The sequence below is a fragment of the Acidithiobacillus ferridurans genome (assembly GCF_003966655.1).
Taxonomy (GTDB): domain Bacteria; phylum Pseudomonadota; class Gammaproteobacteria; order Acidithiobacillales; family Acidithiobacillaceae; genus Acidithiobacillus; species Acidithiobacillus ferridurans.
Map to the genome: position 1 here is coordinate 1587875 of NZ_AP018795.1, position 17696 is coordinate 1605570.

The 17696-nt window shown below is 62.6% G+C and carries 21 protein-coding genes; 14 read left to right on the plus strand and 7 right to left on the minus strand.

All coding sequences use genetic code 11. The features are described from left to right. Positions 1 to 98: 98 nt before the first annotated feature. Together AFERRID_RS08215 and AFERRID_RS08220 are read right to left on the minus strand one after the other, a co-directional pair. Positions 99 to 317, minus strand: a complete 219-nt coding sequence (locus tag AFERRID_RS08215) for a YgaP family membrane protein (RefSeq protein WP_126604858.1) — start codon at positions 315 to 317, stop codon at positions 99 to 101. A gap of 143 nt (positions 318 to 460) precedes the next feature. Next, positions 461 to 688, minus strand: coding sequence for a hypothetical protein (locus AFERRID_RS08220; RefSeq protein WP_225981915.1), 228 nt, complete (start codon positions 686 to 688; stop codon positions 461 to 463). A 51-nt stretch (positions 689 to 739) separates the two neighbouring features. Here AFERRID_RS08220 and AFERRID_RS08225 point away from each other — a divergent pair, with 51 nt between their 5' ends. Then, entirely contained in the window at positions 740 to 1159 is a 420-nt protein-coding gene (locus tag AFERRID_RS08225) for a hypothetical protein (RefSeq protein ID WP_126604860.1), read from the plus strand. Here the strand turns inward: AFERRID_RS08225 and AFERRID_RS08230 are convergent. Continuing rightward, a complete protein-coding gene (locus tag AFERRID_RS08230; protein WP_126604862.1) occupies positions 1146 to 1523 on the minus strand; it encodes a type II toxin-antitoxin system VapC family toxin in 378 nt (125 codons plus the stop codon). The two genes, AFERRID_RS08225 and AFERRID_RS08230, sit on opposite strands and share 14 nt — an antisense overlap. A gap of 5 nt (positions 1524 to 1528) precedes the next feature. Continuing rightward, positions 1529 to 1774 carry a type II toxin-antitoxin system Phd/YefM family antitoxin gene (locus tag AFERRID_RS08235; RefSeq protein WP_113526930.1) on the minus strand — a complete coding sequence of 82 codons (246 nt, stop codon included), beginning with the start codon at positions 1772 to 1774 and terminating at the stop codon, positions 1529 to 1531. A gap of 503 nt (positions 1775 to 2277) precedes the next feature. Here AFERRID_RS08235 and tal point away from each other — a divergent pair. Beyond that, positions 2278 to 3369, plus strand: coding sequence for a transaldolase (tal, locus tag AFERRID_RS08240; protein WP_113526929.1), 1092 nt, complete (start codon positions 2278 to 2280; stop codon positions 3367 to 3369). Between the two features lie 25 nt (positions 3370 to 3394). Here tal and AFERRID_RS08245 read toward each other — a convergent pair whose 3' ends face one another. Together AFERRID_RS08245 and AFERRID_RS08250 are read right to left on the minus strand one after the other, a co-directional pair. Beyond that, on the minus strand, positions 3395 to 4168 hold the full coding sequence (locus AFERRID_RS08245) for an enoyl-ACP reductase FabI (protein ID WP_113526928.1): 774 nt from the start codon (positions 4166 to 4168) through the stop codon (positions 3395 to 3397). A gap of 25 nt (positions 4169 to 4193) precedes the next feature. Further along, positions 4194 to 6032, minus strand: a complete 1839-nt coding sequence (locus AFERRID_RS08250; RefSeq protein WP_113526927.1) for a LysM peptidoglycan-binding domain-containing protein — start codon at positions 6030 to 6032, stop codon at positions 4194 to 4196. A gap of 226 nt (positions 6033 to 6258) precedes the next feature. On the opposite strand from AFERRID_RS08250, the gene gltX reads away from it, so the two are divergent. From gltX to AFERRID_RS08310, 12 genes are all read left to right on the plus strand, one after another. Further along, positions 6259 to 7659: a glutamate--tRNA ligase gene (gene gltX / locus AFERRID_RS08255; protein ID WP_126604863.1), complete on the plus strand. Its 1401-nt coding sequence runs from the start codon at positions 6259 to 6261 to the stop codon at positions 7657 to 7659. A gap of 42 nt (positions 7660 to 7701) precedes the next feature. After that, on the plus strand, positions 7702 to 7905 hold the full coding sequence (locus tag AFERRID_RS08260) for a phospholipase D-like domain-containing protein (RefSeq protein ID WP_181710120.1): 204 nt from the start codon (positions 7702 to 7704) through the stop codon (positions 7903 to 7905). 145 nt (positions 7906 to 8050) lie between these two features. Next, positions 8051 to 8260, plus strand: coding sequence for a DUF2281 domain-containing protein (locus AFERRID_RS08265; RefSeq protein WP_126604865.1), 210 nt, complete (start codon positions 8051 to 8053; stop codon positions 8258 to 8260). A 97-nt stretch (positions 8261 to 8357) separates the two neighbouring features. Beyond that, a complete protein-coding gene (locus AFERRID_RS08270) occupies positions 8358 to 8660 on the plus strand; it encodes a type II toxin-antitoxin system VapC family toxin (protein ID WP_225981916.1) in 303 nt (100 codons plus the stop codon). Positions 8661 to 9061: 401 nt separating this feature from the next. Next, the gene (locus tag AFERRID_RS08275; protein WP_126604867.1) at positions 9062 to 9253 is read left to right on the plus strand and encodes a hypothetical protein; all 192 of its coding nucleotides are present in this window, start codon (positions 9062 to 9064) and stop codon (positions 9251 to 9253) included. Positions 9254 to 9305: 52 nt separating this feature from the next. Further along, a complete protein-coding gene (locus AFERRID_RS08280) occupies positions 9306 to 11243 on the plus strand; it encodes an aconitate hydratase (RefSeq protein WP_113526961.1) in 1938 nt (645 codons plus the stop codon). Positions 11244 to 11245: 2 nt separating this feature from the next. Continuing rightward, on the plus strand, positions 11246 to 12532 hold the full coding sequence (gene icd, locus AFERRID_RS08285) for an NADP-dependent isocitrate dehydrogenase (protein ID WP_172959411.1): 1287 nt from the start codon (positions 11246 to 11248) through the stop codon (positions 12530 to 12532). A 9-nt stretch (positions 12533 to 12541) separates the two neighbouring features. Further along, complete coding sequence (gene sucC / locus AFERRID_RS08290) at positions 12542 to 13705, plus strand: ADP-forming succinate--CoA ligase subunit beta (RefSeq protein ID WP_113526921.1); 1164 nt, start codon at positions 12542 to 12544, stop codon at positions 13703 to 13705. A gap of 1 nt (position 13706) precedes the next feature. Further along, entirely contained in the window at positions 13707 to 14051 is a 345-nt protein-coding gene (locus AFERRID_RS08295; protein WP_126604869.1) for a hypothetical protein, read from the plus strand. Further along, positions 14048 to 14920 (plus strand): succinate--CoA ligase subunit alpha, encoded by an 873-nt coding sequence (gene sucD, locus AFERRID_RS08300; protein ID WP_126604871.1) that lies wholly within the window; start codon positions 14048 to 14050, stop codon positions 14918 to 14920. Before AFERRID_RS08295 ends, sucD begins: the two co-directional genes overlap by 4 nt. After that, positions 14920 to 16569, plus strand: a complete 1650-nt coding sequence (locus AFERRID_RS08305; protein WP_126604873.1) for an NAD+ synthase — start codon at positions 14920 to 14922, stop codon at positions 16567 to 16569. The genes sucD and AFERRID_RS08305 overlap by 1 nt, the downstream gene beginning before the upstream one ends. Next, the gene (locus AFERRID_RS08310; RefSeq protein ID WP_113526917.1) at positions 16566 to 16904 is read left to right on the plus strand and encodes a P-II family nitrogen regulator; all 339 of its coding nucleotides are present in this window, start codon (positions 16566 to 16568) and stop codon (positions 16902 to 16904) included. Before AFERRID_RS08305 ends, AFERRID_RS08310 begins: the two co-directional genes overlap by 4 nt. Positions 16905 to 16937: 33 nt before the next feature. On the opposite strand, the gene AFERRID_RS08315 is transcribed toward AFERRID_RS08310, so the two are convergent. Next, the gene (locus tag AFERRID_RS08315) at positions 16938 to 17693 is read right to left on the minus strand and encodes an outer membrane protein assembly factor BamD (RefSeq protein ID WP_126604875.1); all 756 of its coding nucleotides are present in this window, start codon (positions 17691 to 17693) and stop codon (positions 16938 to 16940) included. Positions 17694 to 17696: the final 3 nt, after the last annotated feature.

A 17696-nucleotide genomic window follows, 5' to 3' on the forward strand; every position in this document is an offset into this window, starting at 1 on the left:
GCCTCACGACCCGGTCGGACCTTTGCAACAGCCAGGAACGGCTTTGTTGCCTCGCACCAGGGGGCGGATAGGGGCTTGCCCCATGGCGCTGAGCCGGCTCAGTGGACGGTGGGGGTGCTGTTGCCGCTCTTTTTGCGGCCGTCCAAGAAGGCATAAACGGGACAGTAGCCAAAAATCCCCGTAGCGATGAGGAGATAGCCGGACAGCGTCCATTCCCAGAATGGCCAGGGGTACCAGAGCAGAACGGCGGCGATTATGGCGCCGAAGTAAATACGCAGCCAGCGCTCGGTGGTGTTCATGTTTTTGATGACTTTCACGGTCCTGCTCCTCCGTAAATCAGAGAACCATATGTGAATTGCACTATAGGTCTGATCGGGGCGCCCTGCAACAGCATCGCCGACTCCGCCAGGTGCCATCCCGGATTGGCTGGACGCGCGGGCCTTCTGCCCCGTTTGCCCGCTTACCCCGGCAGTAGCGCATCTACCCGGTGCCGGGCGATGGAGTGGCCGTGGGCGGCGGCCTTCGAGGGCCACTTCAGGCCCAGGGCGTTTTTCGCCGCGGGGTCGCCCTCGTCGGCATGAATGATGTGCTGGACGATCTGCTCGCCCAGCGTCAGGGGGATTCGCCCTTTCAGGCTGTCCAGGGCACCTTCCAGACGACGTCCGTTGCCCCGCGTCGGCCCGCGCATTGTTCTCCGGTCATGGTACCGTCTTCTATCCATCTCAGGATGGAGCGGGTCGTGACCCTCGCCAGCATTGCGGCGGTGGGGGTGCGGATGGCGGGGCTATCCAGGGGAGGGGCATCACATCCTCCAAATGCGCATGTCGCCGTCTGCGCGGCTCTGCTTGGTAAAGCGCGTCGTGTCCGTCAAATCTTCCGGCAGTACGCGGGACAAAATTATGTTCCCGTATATTGGCGCATTACGACAACGGCTTCCGCACATTTTTTAACGCGTTGCACGGACGGTTTTGTCGATACCGAACGTCATGGCGCTTGCAGTGATGAAAAGGTATATACTGTGCGAGTGTCCAGCCATATCCCGGATGAGGGCCGCGCAAGCAATCCCGTACCAGCGCATTCACTTTGTTCCGTATCCCAGCGCTGGTTTCTTTTCCGTGACGACACTAAGCGTGAAACCGCCATCCCTATGTTTTTATGATGGTATCGCTGTAACAGGCCACCATCGCGTCATGAGTGATCAGTCGCATAGGTTCGACAAGCGCTTGCGCGACCAGAATTCGGTCGAACGGATCGGCGTGATGTGCCGGCAAGTCCTCGACGGCCGCCGCATGCTCGGGCTCGACCGGCAAGAAACGGTAACCAGATTCACCAAAGTAGCGCATCGCCTCCTGGCTGGATACCGGCATGTCGCCGCGTCCAAGACTGCGCTTGATGGCGATCTCCCAGATAGTCGCGGCGCTGATCCAGATCGAAGACTTCGGCAACTCGATCATCTCCCGTGCCTTTTTCGATAACTTCGGGCTGTCGGTAATCGCCCAAAGGGCGACATGGGTATCCAGCAAGAGATTCAGGATTGCTCACCGAAAAACATGCGGGCCACTTCGGCATTGTGGGTATCGATGCTGTCCGGCACATCGAATTTGCCTTTGGCAACACCGATGCGCTTACCACCTGGCGATGTTTCCATGGGCACGAGCTTAGCTGCTGGACGGCCGTTACGGGCAATAACGATTTCACGCTCCTGCCCCTTCTCGATGGCGTCCACCAAGCGGGACAGCGAGGACTTCGCTTGTAGCATGTTGACTGAGTGCATCCTAATTCTCCAGCTTCGGCAACCCCATCACATTTTCGGCGCGGAATGGTTGACCTTCTCCACGAGACCACACTTAGTCTAGTTTAGCTAATAGCCAAACGCAATATGCTTAACCTCGGTCCGCGATCTGCATTCCGCAAGCCGTTTGGTACTCGTACCGGGTTTCCTGAATTATAAGCCCCTGACATAATGGCCTTATGGATGTGTATGGATCCTGACCATTCTGGCCACACCCTCATCGAACTCATGGACATCACCGCCATCATCGACAATCCAGCGGCGGTCGCCATTCCCAAATATTTTCGCAGCATCCAAATCGCCAGCGCCCTATCCGTCATCGGCCATTTCCGCATCGCGGCGGGCATCCTCACGTGGTGCGCAGCGAGTTGCAGGCGCTGTATGAAGTTGGACTGCGGCAGGCACCTTCCTTGCCCGACTGTGGTCTACACTGAAGATCAGAGAGGTATCGGGCAGTTCGGCGGAATCACGTCAGGAGAACCAGCATGGCAACGGATTTACGGGCACTCAGGAAGCAGATCGGACAAAGCATCTGGCTGGACAATCTATCGCGCACCCTCATCCACGACGACATTCTGCGGCGTTATATCGACGAGGACGGGATCAGCGGGGTGACGTCCAACCCCAGCATCTTTCAGAAGGCGATTCACTCCAGCCCCTACTATCGGGACGACCTTTGCCGGCCCGCGGACTCCGCGGAAGAGTTGTACGAGCGTCTGGTGGTGGAGGATCTGCGTAACGCCTGCGATCTGTTGCGGGCGGTGCATGTGGAAACGGACGGCGACGACGGCTGGGTGAGCTGGGAGGAGTCGCCGCGGCTGGGCCAGGATGAGGCCGCCACGGTGGCCGAGGCGCTGCGGCTGCGCGGGCTGGTGCAGCGGGATAACCTGTTGATCAAGGTGCCGGCCACGCCCGCCGGTATCCGCGCCTTCGCCACACTCATCGGTCAGGGGGTGTCGATCAATGTGACCCTGATGTTCGGGCTGAAGCATGTTCATGAGGTGTTGGCGGCCTATCAGAAGGGCTTGACGCAGTGGGTGGTGGGCGGCGGTGATCCGCGTAAGGTGAAGGCGGTCGCCAGTCTCTTCCTGTCGCGGGTGGATACGCTGGTCGATCAAAAGCTGGAGGCCATCGGCACGCCGGAGGCGCTGGCGCTGCGGGGCAAGGCGGCGGTGGCGATGGCGAAGTCGGCATACGCCATCTATCAGGATGTTTTTCACGGTGCGGGCTTTGCGGCGTTGCGCGCTGCGGGCGGGCGGCCCCAGTATCTGCTCTGGGCGAGCACCAGCACCAAAAATCCGGCCTACCCCGATCTGCTCTATGTCGAGCCGCTGATGGGGCCGGAAACGATCAACACCTTGCCCGACGACACGCTGGCCCGGCTCCGTGACCACGGCAGCCTGGTGGCCCGGGTCGAAGACGGCAGGGTCGAGGCGCAGCGGACCATGGCGCAACTGGCCAGCCTGGGAGTCGATATGGACGGCGCCGTGGCGGAGCAGTTGCAGACCGAAGGCCTGGCCGCTTTTGCCAAGAGTTTCGAGGAGATGCTTGCGGAGGTGAAGCGCGCGATGGGGTGAGACGCGCCGCATCGACCGATACGGCTCAGAAGCCGACGGTGTTGAACCCGGCGTCCACGTAGGTGATCTCGCCAGTGATGCCGGAGGCGAGGTCGGAGCAGAGGAAGGCGGCGGCGTTGCCGACTTCTTCCTGAGTCACGTTGCGGCGCAGGGGCGCTTGTTCTGCATAGTGTTCCAGAATCTTGCGGAAATCACTGATACCGCTGGCCGCGAGGGTGCGGATGGGGCCGGCGGAAACGGCGTTGACGCGGATGCCGTCCGCACCCAGCGAGTAGGCGAGATAACGGATGCTGGCCTCGAGACTGGCCTTGGCGAGCCCCATCACGTTGTAGTTGGTCATGGCGCGCTGGGCGCCGAGGTAGCTGAGGGCCAGCAAGGCGCCCTGCCGACCCTGCATGAGCGGGCGCATGGCCCGGGCCATGGCGGTGAAGCTGTAGGAGGATACCTCGTGGGCGATGCGAAAGCCCTCGCGGGTGGTGGCGTCCAGATAGCTGCCGCTGAGTTCCTCTTTGGGCGCGAAGGCGGCACCGTGAACGCCGATGTCGACGCCGCCCCAGAGCGCTCCGACCTTCTGCATGGCGGCGGCCAGTTGCGCTTCATCCATCAGGTCGAGTTCCAGCGGCGTCGGCGCCCCGATCTGGGCGGCCAGTTCCTCCACCCGGCTTTTGGTGCGTTCGCCCTGATAGGTGAGCAGCACTTCCGCACCCTGGCGGCGCATGGCCTGGGCGATGCCCCAGCAGATGGAACGGTCATTGGCCACGCCGACGATCAGCGCCTTTTTCCCTACCATGAAACCCATTGCAAAACCCCCTATGACAGAATGATCAGCGCGTATAAATGGTAAGGCGTGAGCCCGGTTGAATTTCGCTGGCGGAGGCCAGGCGATTCCACTGAATCAGCGATTTGGGCTGGACATGGAACTGCTGGGCGATCTGCCAGAGCGTGTCGCCCGGACGCACCACGTAAGTCGTGGTTCGCGCCAGGCTGGCGGCGCGCTCCTGGCGGTGGCTGATGGCGGCGACCATGGTCTGTGCCGGGATGTTCAGCACCTGTCCGGGATGGAGAATGGACCGTTGGGTGAGGTGGTTGGCGCGGGCCAGCAGAGAGACGCCGACTCCAGCGCGCTGGGCGATTTGCCAAAGACTTTCACCGGGCCGCACGGTGAGGCGCCGGTTGCCGCGCGCGGCGGTATAGACCTGTGCGGGCATGCTGCCGCCGCCACCCGGGATATGCAGAGTTTCGCCGATCTGCAGGTCACGCGCGGAACGGATGTGGTTCCAGCGCATGAGGTCCTTGACGCTGACCCCGGCCCGTTGCGCGAGCTGGGAGAGCGTGTTGCCGGGACGCACGGTGAGCGCCCGCGTCCGGCTCCGGGCATAGACGGCGTTTTGCAGATGGCCGGACCCGCCGGCGCCGTAGACGACCAGGTGCTGCCCGACCTGCAGGTCGCGCGCGGAACGGAGGTGATTCCAGCGTTTGAGGCTGGCGACGCTGACCCCGGCCCGTTGCGCCAGATGCCAGAGCGTCTCACCGGGGCGGAGGGTGAGGCGACGGAAGGCCGGGCGGGGCACCGGTTGCGGCGCAACGACGGGCTGGGCGGCGGCTTCCTGGGGCATGGTCAGCAGCGCGCTCTTTAGGGTGGCGGCCTTGTCTTTGGGCACCACCAGATGGTAGTCGGCCGGGGCGACGCCGTAGCTCAGCCCGGCATTGAGGTGTTGCAGTTCGCTGACCGGCATGTTCATCAGGTTCGCCGCCACGTTCAGGGCCACGGATTTGGGCGTGGTCACGACCGCGATGTGTGCCGCGTTGGGAATGGAGGGCAGGGAGACATGGTAGGCCTTGGCATTGCGGATGACCTGCGCTAGGGCGAGGAGTTCGGCCACGTAGTCTTCGGTCTGCTGCGGCAGGGCGAGATCCCAGAAATCGGTGGGCTTGCCTGCCGCGACATTCTGTTGGATGGCGGCGGAAACGGTACCCTGCCCGGCATTGTAGGAGGCGATGGCGAGGAGCCAGTTGCCGCCGAAATAGTTGTAGAGATAGGAGAGATAATCGAGGGCCGCGTTGGTGGAGGCGATGAGACTCAGGCGAGGGTCGCCATAGCGGGTGTTTTGCAGGCCGAAATTGCGTGCGGTGCCGGGTATGAATTGCCAGAGGCCCGCCGCGGCAGCCGGGGAGTAGGCCCTGGGGTTGTAACCGCTCTCGATGGCCGGCAGCAGCGCCAGCTCCATGGGCATGCCGCGTTCCGCAACGGCGTTCACCACGTAATATAGGAAGGGGCGGGAGTTGTCGAGGATCTGTTCCAGCTTGCCCTGATGTTGCAGGAACCAGGTGCGCCATTTATCCACTTCCACGCGGGAGACGTCGCTGATGCGCAGGCCGTCGTCGATATGGGTCCAGACATTGCCGGTTCCCGTCTGGTTGCCAAAGGCGCCCGATGCCTCGAACCGCTGCAGAGTGGCCGACAGGCCGGAGACGGTGCCGACCGGCCCCGCTACCGGTTCGCTGCTTTGCAGGTCCACGTTCTGCGCGCCGGCGTTCAGGGCCTGTGCTACGCCGCTCTGGAGGTCACCTTGTTGCAGGCCTATGGTTTGGCTATCCGCCCATGCCATAGGAATGCCGCCGAGTGCCACCAGCGTGGCCATAGCGATAACTCGCTTCTTCATACTCCCTCCTGGCGGGCCGGAACCACAAGGGGTGTCCCGCAGATATAATGCCTTATACAAGGATATCATTGTAAACATGGGGTTGGCATCAGGCTTGCTGACTGCTATCCCGATAGTAAGCAAAATGGATGCCTTCCGTCAAACGATGTTCGTCGCTCCGCGCAGGATACCGGCGAGTCGGAGAGGCTGTTATCATCGCCCTTTTAGCCGCCTCAGGTTGCGCATCATGTCCGTCCGTACCCGTTTTGCTCCCAGTCCCACCGGTTATCTGCATATTGGCGGTGTCCGCACCGCACTCTACTCGTGGTTGCACGCGCGTCAGCAGGGGGGGCGTTTCATTTTGCGTATCGAGGATACGGACGTGGAGCGTTCGACGCCGGAAGCAACAGTCGCCATTCTGGAGGGAATGGCCTGGCTGGGGCTGGACTGGGACGAGGGACCGTTCTATCAGATGCGGCGCATGGACCGCTACCGGGAAGTGCTGGCGCAGATGCTGGCGGCGGGAACGGCCTACCATTGCTATTGCAGTCGGGAAGAAGTGGAGGCCATGCGCGAGGATCAGCGCCAGCGCGGCGAGAAACCGCGCTATGACGGCCGTTGCCGGCAGCGCACGACGGCGCCGGAGGGGGTTGCGCCGGTGATCCGCTTCCGCAGCCCGGACGACGGCGAAACGGTGGTGGAAGACCTGATTCACGGTACGGTGCGCTTTCAGAATAGCGAAATGGACGACCTGATCATCGCCCGCTCCGACGGAACGCCGACCTACAATTTCTGCGTGGTGGTGGATGACTGGGATATGGGCATCACCCATGTGATCCGCGGCGACGATCATCTCAACAACACCCCGCGGCAGATGCAGATTCTGCAGGCGCTGGGCGCGCGGGTGCCGGTTTATGCCCATGTGCCGATGATTCTCGGTCCGGACAAGCAGAAGCTGTCCAAGCGTCACGGGGCGGTGAGCGTGCTGGAATATCGTGAGCAAGGCTTCCTGCCCGACGCGCTGCTCAATTTTCTGGTGCGGCTGGGCTGGTCCCATGGCGATCAGGAAATTTTCACCCGCGAGGAAATGGTGGAATTTTTCCGCATCGACGCGGTGAACAAGGCGGCATCGGCCTTCAACGCGGAGAAGCTGCTGTGGATCAATGCCCAGCATATGCAGCGGCTGACGCCGGAGGGGTTGGCGCAGCATCTGCTGCCTTACCTCGCCGCCGTGGGCGTAACCGAGTCTTTGCTGGTGGCCGGGCCGGAGCTTTCGGCGGTGGTGGCGCTGTTGCAGGAGCGCTCCAAGACCTTGGTGGAGATGGCTGCGGCGGCGGCGATGTTTTATGTGGCGCCGGTGGCCGGTGAACCCAAAGATGTGGAGAAGCATCTGCGCGGACAGGGCGCCTTGCTGGTAATCCTGGCGCAGGCGCTGGACGTGTTGCCGAACTGGGAGGCGGCGGCGATTCACAGCGTGATTCAGGAACTGGCGGTGACCCATGCCGACGGCAAGATGGGCAAGGTCGCGCAACCCCTGCGGGTGGCGGTGGCCGGGCGGGCGGTGTCACCACCCATCGATGCGACCCTGGCCTTATTGGGTAAGGAAGAGACGTTGGCGCGTCTGCGGCGGGCGGGACGATGGGCGTGACGTGCGGCGGCGGAGCGTGGGGCGACAATGCGGGGAAACGCGATGGCGACTAACAGGCCGAACAGTTTCGGTATTCGCGACAACCGCACGCATGGCAAAGTTGCGGACTTTCTGGTCGAGAAGATCAATGCCGGCAGCCATTTATCGGTTGTCTCGGCATATTTCACCATCTATGCCTATGAGGCGCTGTCAGCCGAGCTGGAGGATATCGGGCATCTGAACTTTCTTTTTGGCGAACCACGATAACTCGTCAACTTCTGGCCGATGCCTCAGAGCAGGTAAAACACACTTCGGATTTTGACCTTATCACGTGGTTGGTCATCAAGTAACATTGAGCCAGCGGGAATATCGCTGATGGATTTTCGCCATTGTGCGGACCAGAAGGAGAAGGATGATGAACAATCTAGTTGAAGCAATCGACAAGGAAGCCAGCACGCTGCCACCGGAGTTTCAGCGAGAAGTGCTCGATTTCATCGGTTATTTGCACGCAAAAAGCAAGCGCAAATTCGATCCGGCATGGCTGGAACGGGCATGGGGCGCCGCACCCGACTTCCCGGACCGGCCGCAACAGCTTCCACTATCTGACATACAAGGACTGTGATGGGCTATCTTCTTGACACCAACGTCTGTATTGAAATTTTGCGTGGGCGCAATTCGGCTTTAAAAGCGCGCCTTGCGACCAAGGCCTGAATGAATTGGTGTTGTGCAGCGTGGTATGGGCGGAATTGCAATGCGGCGCTCGTCTTGCGCAAAATCCGCCGCAAGAACTGTCAAGGCTACAAGATGCGTTTGGTCATTGGCCGCGCCAGCCATTCGACGATTCGGCAGCCGAAGCTTATGGAGAAATTCGCGCACACCTCCAGCGCGCTGGTCGCCTGATCGGTGGAAACGACTTGCTGATTGCGGCAATTGCCCATACAAATAGACTGACCCTGGTGACGCACAACACCGGCGAATTCACCCGTGTGCCCACCTTGCCCGTTGAAGACTGGCAGGCATGAGCATGACAAAGCCGGAACGATAAATTGGCGAGTGATAATCAACTACGCACACGCCTTGAAGATGCCCTGAAGTCAACGGCCACCGGCGACTTGCGCACAAGCGCCCTCGAATTGCTCTCAATGCTCGGCTACGCCAGCAACAAAACCTTGGACTGGCCCACGCAGCAAAAAATTCGTTCCATCCAGCTTCGAGCAGTTGTACAAGGCTTGGATGACCGTGCTGGACGTCAAGGCGCTGAACGAGAAGTTCTACCAGGAGTTGGCAGACTGGTACTACTGGGCGCTACGAAAAGAAACAGGGGTGTGCTTTCCCAAAGGCCAGCCGCTGGATGATTCGCACGATCCAGCCACCACTGGCCGCCCATCGGTTGCGATGATCCGCCTGCCTGAACCAGAACCAGATGGCGGACACGTTCCTCACCACCAAACAGAACGCCGGCCAGCACCTCCGCAACCTCTTCGCCGATGGGGAGCTGGCACCAGAGTCAGTTGTAGAGGATTCCTTTTGGGCCACCCAGCAGTTGCGTGGCTACCTGGTCAAGGGTTTTGCGCTCGCTGCGGATACTTGGCGCGGGGCGGTGCTTTTGCGATGATGGAGGCACCCGTTGTTCCCGACGATTTCCCGTAGATCAGGAGATGCAGTTCATGGCCATGAATGTCACCCAGAAGATTATTGCCGCGCATTTGGTCAGTGGCGCGCTGGAAGCGGGGAGCCCTATCGCTATCCGTATCGACCAGACCTTGACCCAGGACGCCACGGGGACCATGGCCTATCTGCAATTCGAGGCCCTCGGCTTGCCGCGCGTGCGCACGGAACTCTCGGTGTCCTATGTGGACCACAACATGCTCCAGTCGGGTTTCGAGAACGCCGACGATCATCGTTTTCTGCAAAGCTTTGCCGCGAAATATGGCGTGCATTTCTCGCGTCCCGGCAACGGCATCTGTCATCAGGTGCATCTGGAACGCTTTTCCCGGCCGGGTGGTACCCTGCTGGGTTCCGATTCCCACACGCCGACTTCCGGCGGAGCGGGCATGCTGGCCATTGGTGCGGGCGGTCTCGACATTGCCCTGGCCATGGGTGGCTTGCCTTTCAACCTCAATATGCCGCAGGTGGTCGGGGTCAAGCTGACCGGCCGCTTGCAGCCTTTCGTCAGCGCCAAGGACATCATCCTCGAAGTGCTGCGCCACAAGACGGTGAAGGGCGGCGTCGGCAAGGTGTTCGAGTATTTCGGGCCGGGCGTCGCCCACCTCAGCGTGCCGGAGCGGGCGACCATCACCAACATGGGCGCCGAATTGGGCGCCACCACCAGTATCTTCCCCAGTGATACGGTGACCCGCCGTTATCTGGCGGCGCAGGGGCGCGATGCCTCGTGGTCGGAGTGGGTGGCGGATGCCGATGCCCGTTATGACGAGGTGCTGGAAATCGACCTCGACCAGTTGGAGCCCCTCATCGCCTGTCCGCACAGCCCGGACAACGTCCGGAAAGTGCGCGAGGTGGCGGGAACGCCCGTGGCGCAGGTGGCCATCGGATCCTGCACCAACTCGTCCTATACGGATTTGATGACCGTGGCAAGCATGCTCAAGGGAAAGGTCGTCGCTGACGGCGTCAGTCTGGGGGTGTCGCCCGGCTCCCGTCAGGTGATGGAGATGGTGACCAGGGATGGCGGCCTGCTGGACTTCATCGGGGCCGGGTCGCGCATTCTGGAATCAGCCTGCGGACCCTGCATCGGCATGGGCTTCGCGCCGCCCACGGAAGGCGTCTCGGTGCGTTCCTTCAACCGCAATTTCTATGGACGTTCCGGTACCAAGAATGCGGCGGTGTATCTGGCGAGCCCGGAAACCTGCGCCGCCTGCGCCCTGACCGGGGTGATCACTGATCCCCGCGACCTGGGGCTGGCGCCCATTCATGTGCCGGTGCCGGAGCGTTTTCTGGTCGATGACCGGATGGTGCTCGCTCCCGCCGCCGAAGGTAGTCCGGTGGACATCATCCGCGGCCCCAACATCGCCAAACTCCCCACCGGCCAGGCCGCTCCGGCAAGATTGCGGGGCGAGGTGCTGATTCGGCTGGAAGATGACATCACCACCGACCACATCATGCCGGCGGGGGCCAAGGTGCTGCCGCTGCGCTCCAATCTGCCGGCCATTTCGGAGTTTGTCTTCCACATGGTGGATGAGACTTTCCCGGCCCGCGCCAAGGCTGCCGGGGGCGGCTTTATCGTGGCGGGTCACAATTACGGGCAGGGTTCCAGCCGTGAACATGCGGCGCTGGCGCCCCGTTATCTCGGCGTGCGCGCGGTGCTGGTCAAGTCCTTTGCGCGCATTCACCTGGCCAATCTCGTCAACTTCGGTATTTTGCCCCTGACCTTCGTGGACGCGGCGGATTATGCCAGGGTGCAGGCGGGGGATCAGCTCAGCGTGGAGCTCGGTGGGCTGGCGCTGAACAAGGCACTGACCGTGCGCGACGAAACCGGGGGATTCGAGATTTCCGTGATGCCGCAGTTGGCGAGCGCCCGGGACCTGGAGTTGATCCTCAAGGGGGGCGCCCTGTCCTGGGCGCGTGAACAACTGGAGAAGGCATCGTGACCATGACGCATGTTCAGATTCCGGCTCAGGGGAAGCCCATCACCCAGGTGGACGGGGTGCTGCAGGTGCCCGATCAACCCATCATTCCCTTCATCGAGGGGGACGGGATCGGCTGCGATGTCACGCCGGCCATGCGTGGGGTGGTGGATGCGGCGGTGCAGGCCGCCTATGGCGGTCAGCGGCGGATCGCCTGGATGGAGCTTTTTGCCGGGCAGAAGGCGGTGACGCTCTATGGTGCGGGACAGTATTTGCCCGAAGAGACCATGGCCGCTATCCGCGAGTATAAGATCGCCATCAAGGGGCCGCTGGAAACCCCGGTGGGTGGTGGAATCCGCAGCCTCAATGTGGCGCTGCGCCAGGATCTGGATCTTTACGTCTGCCTGCGGCCGGTGCGTTATTTTACGGGCACGCCCAGCCCGGTATGCCACCCGGAGAAGGTCGACATGGTCATCTTCCGGGAAAACGCCGAGGATATCTACGCGGGTATCGAGTGGCCGGCGGGCAGTCCGGAAGCCGAAAAAATCATCCGCTTTTTACAGGACGAGATGGGGGTCAGCAAAATCCGCTTCCCCGCCAGTTCCGCCATCGGCATCAAGCCGGTGTCGGTGGAGGGGTCCGAGCGTCTGGTGCGTCGCGCCATCCAGTATGCGCTGGAGCATGGCAAACCTTCGCTGAGTCTGGTGCACAAGGGCAATATCATGAAGTTCACCGAGGGCGGTTTTCGTGACTGGGGCTATGCCCTGGCCGAGCGCGAGTTCGCCGGACGGGTCTTCACCTGGCGGCAGAAGGCGGCGATCAGCAAGGCGGAGGGCAAGGCAATGGCGCAGCAGGCCGAGCAGCGGGCCGCCGCCGATGGCAAGCTGATCATCAAGGACGTCATCGCCGACAACTTCCTGCAGCAGATTCTACTGCGGCCGGAAGATTATGCCGTGGTGGCCACGCTCAACCTCAACGGCGACTATATTTCCGATGCGCTGGCGGCGGAAGTGGGCGGCATCGGCATGGCGCCGGGGGCGAATCTCTCCGATACCCATGCGATTTTTGAGGCCACCCACGGGACGGCGCCGGACATCGCCGGGCAGGGTAAGGCCAATCCCAGTTCGCTGATTTTGTCGGCGGTGATGATGCTGGAGCATATGGGTTGGGGCGAGGCGGCGACGCGCATCATGGCGGCCATGAACGCGGCCATCGCTGGCGGCGAAGTGACCGGTGATCTGGCGGCGTTGCGCGGTGACGTGCCCGCCCTGAGTACCGCGGAGTTCAGTGCGGCGCTGATGCGTCGTTTGTGAGGAAATATCATGAATTTGCATGAGTATCAGGCCAAGCGCCTGCTTGCCGAGGAAGGGGTGCCGGTGCCTCGCGCCATTCCCGCCTTCTCGGTGCGGGAGGCCGTCAATCAGGCCCGTGAACTGGGTGGCCCGGCCTGGGTTGTCAAGGCGCAGGTGCATGCCGGTGGACGCGGCAAGGCCGGTGGCGTGCGGATGGTGGACAGCATTGCCCAGGTGGAAAAGGCCGCCCAGGAGCTGCTGGGCAAACCGCTGGTCACGGCGCAGACCGGCCCGCAGGGGCAGCACGTGGCGGCTTTGCTGATCGAGGAGCCGAGCCGCATCGCCCGCGAGCTTTATCTGGCCCTGATGGTAGACCGTGGGCAGGCGCGGATCACCTTTCTGGCGACCCGTGAAGGCGGTGTGGACATTGAGGAGCTGGCGGCCTCCCGGCCCGAGGCGCTGCATCGGGTGGTGGTCGAACCCAGTACGGGCTTTCTGCCTTTTCAGGCGCGCCAGATCGGTTTCCGCTTCGGGCTGGACGCCAGCCAGGTGCAACAGCTTACGCGCATCATGCAGGGCATGTATCGCCTGGCGCAACGGCTCGATGCCCTGATGGTGGAGATCAATCCTCTCGCCATCACCGCTGAAGGCAGGCTGCTGGCCCTGGATGCCAAGGTGGTGATGGACGATAATGCCCTATACCGCCACCCCGAGTCCGACGAACTCTTTGACTCTACCCAGCAGGACGGGCGGGAGATCACCGCGCGGCAGTTCGGGCTGAATTACATCTCCCTGGAAGGTAACATCGGCTGCATGGTCAACGGTGCGGGTCTGGCCATGGCGACCATGGACCTGATCAAGCTGCATGGCGGCGATCCCGCCAACTTTCTGGATGTGGGCGGGGGCGCGGCCGCGGACAAGGTCAACCAGGCCTTCAAACTCATCCTCTCGGATACCCGGGTCAAGGCCATACTGGTCAATATCTTCGGAGGCATCACCCGCTGTGATCTGCTGGCGGAGGGCATCATCCAGGCGGCGGCGGAGGTGGGCCTTCACCTGCCGGTGGTGGTGCGTCTGGAAGGAACCCGGAAGGAGGAGGGCATGGCGTTGTTGCGGGGGAGCGGGCTGTCCCTGATCACCGCCGATGGTCTCGCCGATGCGGCGATGAAGGCCGTGGCGGCGGCACAAGGCTGACGTGTCCATCAATATCTTCTGGTTGCAGCGTCTGTGGCCGATGCTGCGCAATTCCGGCCCGCTGATTTCGCGTCTGGCCGACGCTTATGTGAAGCGCGGCGCGGATCAGAAAAGCGCCGAGGTGATGGCGGAAATGGCCGTGCTGCTCGATCAGATCCTCGACGAGCGGCTCAAATCCGTGGCGCAGGCGGGCGATGTGCAGGCACTGCAGCAGGATCTGGCGGCCTTGCGGTCCGAGGTCGCCAAAATTCATCCAGCGCCCCGGCGCAATCCCTATGTGCTTCTCCTGCTTCTGGGAGAGGCGTTGATCGTTGTTCTTCTTATCCTGATTCTGGTGCATCTATGAGCATATTGCTGTCCCGCGACACCCGTGTGATCTGCCAGGGCTTTACCGGCAAGCAGGGGACATTTCACTCGCAGCAGGCCGTGGCTTACGGCACTCGCATGGTGGGCGGCGTGACCCCCGGCAAGGGCGGCAGCCGCCATCTCGATCTGCCGGTGTTTGATACGGTGGCTGACGCTGTGCAGAACACCGGGGCTGAGGCCAGTGTGATCTATGTACCCTCACCTTTCGCCGCCGACGCCATTATCGAGGCGGCTGCCGCCGGTATTCAACTCATCGTCTGCATCACCGAGGGCATTCCCGTGCATGACATGCTGATGGTCAAGCATTATCTGGCAGGCACGGCGGTACGGCTCATCGGTCCCAACTGTCCGGGGATCATCACGCCCGGACAGTCCAAGATCGGGATCATGCCCGGCGCCATTCACCAGCCCGGACGGGTAGGTATCGTCTCCCGCTCCGGCACCCTCACCTATGAAGCGGTGGAACAGACCACCCGTCTGGGCTTGGGGCAGAGTACCTGCGTGGGTATCGGCGGCGATCCGCTGATCGGTATGAGCTTCATCGAGGTCTTGGCGCTTTTTGAGGCGGACCCGCAGACCGAGGTGATCGTCATGGTGGGCGAGATCGGCGGACGTATGGAGGAAGACGCGGCGGGCTTTATCCAGGCGCATGTCCGTAAGCCGGTGGTGGCTTTCGTTGCCGGCTCCACGGCACCCAAGGGCAAGCGCATGGGCCACGCGGGGGCGATCATCGATGGCGGTGCAGGGACGGCGGCGGCCAAATATGCGGTACTGGAAGCGGCGGGCGTCCATTGTGTGCATTCCCCCGCCGATTTGGGTTCCCGGGCCGCCGAGGTGCTGGGGCGCTGATGCGTATCGCCCTGGCGCAGGTCAACTGCCGGGTCGGCGATGTGGCGGGCAACGCCGATCGTCTGCTGGCCGCCGCCGCCGAGGCGCAGGCGGCTGGCGCCGATCTGCTGCTGACGCCGGAGCTGGCGCTCAGTGGTTACCCTCCCGAAGATCTGCTCCTGCGTACCGACTTTCTGCAGGCCTGCGACGCCGCCATGCAGCGTCTCGCCGCGGAAGCGCCCCTGCCCATGCTGGTGGGCCACCCCCGGCGTGTGCAGGAGCACCTCTACAACAGCGCCGGTCTGCTCCGTGGGGGTCATGCCGAGGACTTTTACCACAAGCATTGTTTGCCGAATTACGCGGTATTCGATGAGGTGCGTTATTTCACGCCGGGGGCGCAGTCGCTGGTGTTCGCCTGCGCCGGGATCCGCTGTGGCGTGGCCATCTGTGAGGATGTCTGGTGCGGGCCGGGAGTGGCGCAGGCGGCTCAGGCGCAGGGTGCCGAGTTGCTGCTGGTGCTCAACGCCTCGCCCTATCATCTGAACAAGCAGCGTGTCCGCGAGGATGAGGTGGGCGCCCTGGCGGCCCGCTGTCATCTGCCCATCGTCTATGTGAACCTGGTGGGGGGGCAGGATGAACTGGTCTTCGACGGCCAGTCCTTCGCCGTCGACCGGAACGGGCTGCTGGTCCTGCGCGCCGCCCGTTGCGCCGAAGCGCTGGTGCTGCTGGAGGTGGACCGGGATGACGCCGGCATCCGTTTGCAGGCGGATCAGCCATTGCCACCGGTGCCCGACGAGAGCGCGGAAGTCTACGATGTGCTGCGTCTGGGTGTACACGATTATGTGGAAAAAAACGGCTTTCCCGGCGCGGTGCTGGGCCTGTCCGGCGGGGTGGACTCGGCGCTGACCCTGGCGGTGGCGGTGGACGCCCTCGGGGCGGAGCGGGTTCACGCCTTGATTATGCCCTCCCGCTATACGGCGGAGATGAGCATCGCGGATGCCGTGGCCGAGGCCCGGAGCCTCGGGGTGGGCACCGACATCGTCTCCATTGAGGGGCCGTTCCATAGTTATCTGGAGACCTTGGCGCCCCTGTTCGCCGGGCGTGCGGCCGACACCACGGAGGAGAATCTGCAGGCGCGCATCCGCGCCGCGTTGCTCATGGCCTATTCCAACAAGTTCGGCCACCTGCTGCTGACCACGGGCAACAAGAGCGAAATCGCCGTCGGCTACGCAACCCTGTATGGTGACATGGCCGGCGGTTTTGCGGTCATCAAGGATTGCCCCAAGACGCTGGTCTATCGCCTCGCCCGCTATCGCAATAGCCTGGGTCCGGTGATTCCGGAGCGGGTGCTGACCCGGCCACCATCGGCGGAGCTGGCGCCGGACCAGCGTGATCAGGACAGCCTGCCGCCTTATGAGATGCTGGATGCCATCATCGCCGCCTATGTGGAAGAAGACCACGGTGCCGTGGACCTCATCGCCGCCGGTTTTCCGGCGGAAACGGTGATGCGGGTGCTGCGCCTTATCGACCGTGCTGAATATAAACGGCGTCAGGCTGCGCCCGGTGTGCGGATCAGCGCCCGCGCATTCGGCAAGGATCGGCGTTATCCTATCACCAATGGCTACCATTCCTGGGAAGCTGTGTTGTCTGCGCGAGGAGCTCTGCTATGAAGAAGATTGAGGCGATCATCAAGCCGTTCAAACTGGATGATGTGCGCGAGGCCCTTCAGGAGATGGGGCTGGCCGGCATGACGGTTACCGAAGTCAAGGGTTTCGGCCGTCAGAAGGGGCATACGGAGCTTTATCGCGGTGCCGAGTATGTGGTGGACTTCCTGCCCAAGCTCAAGCTGGAGGTGGTGGTCAGCGACGACATGGCGGATCGCGCCATCGAAGCCATCCAACAGGCGGCGCGGACCGGCAAGATCGGTGACGGCAAGATTTTCGTCGGCTCGGTGGAGCGGGTGATCCGCATCCGTACCGGAGAAGAGGGCGACGAGGCGGTCTGACCGGGGCGGGGGCGGCAATCGCCCCCAACTGGGTCAGCCGGGCTTTGCGCTGCTGCCGAGATCGGCAAGATACTTGCTTCCCGGGTAGTTGTAGGCAAGCACCGCGGCGGTGGTCTGCGCCAGTTGCGGCAGGTTCAGGTGCCGGTAGTCCCGCGTCAGATAGTAGAGCGCCTCTTCCCGCGCCGCGCTCAACTGGTAGCGGGTGATTACCGTGTTGCAGCGGTTTGCCGAGGCGACGTAGGCGTGACGCACATAGTAGAACTTGCAGATATCCAGATTGCGCTGACCGAGGATGTTGATGATCTTGGCTATGCGCAGGCGGGCGTCGGCGGCGTAAACGCTGTGCGGCCAGCGTTTGGCCAGCGTGTCGAGGGTGCTGAGGGCCTCCTCGGCGGGTCGGGGATTTTCCTGTGCTCCCTGAATGGCCTGATAATGGGCGATGCCTTTCAGATACCAGGCGTAATCCACATAGGGATTGGCCGGGTGCAGCTTGATGAAGCGTTCGGCCGCCGCCACCGCCGCCTCGGAATCTCCGCGTTGGTAATAACTATAGGCCGTATCGAGTTGCGCCTGTTCGGCGTAAGGGCCGTAGGGGTAGCGAGTCTCCAGGTCTTCAAAAAGCTTGATGGCGGCGGCGTAGTCGCCGCGATCCATGGCGTGTTTGGCGGGCTGGAACAGCGCCCGGGCGGATTCGTGGCTGACGGTAGAGCTGTCATGGTTGTTCGGAGTGCTGGCGCAACCGGCGATCAGGGCGGTACAGCATAGGGACATCAGTATGCGTTTGCTCATGAA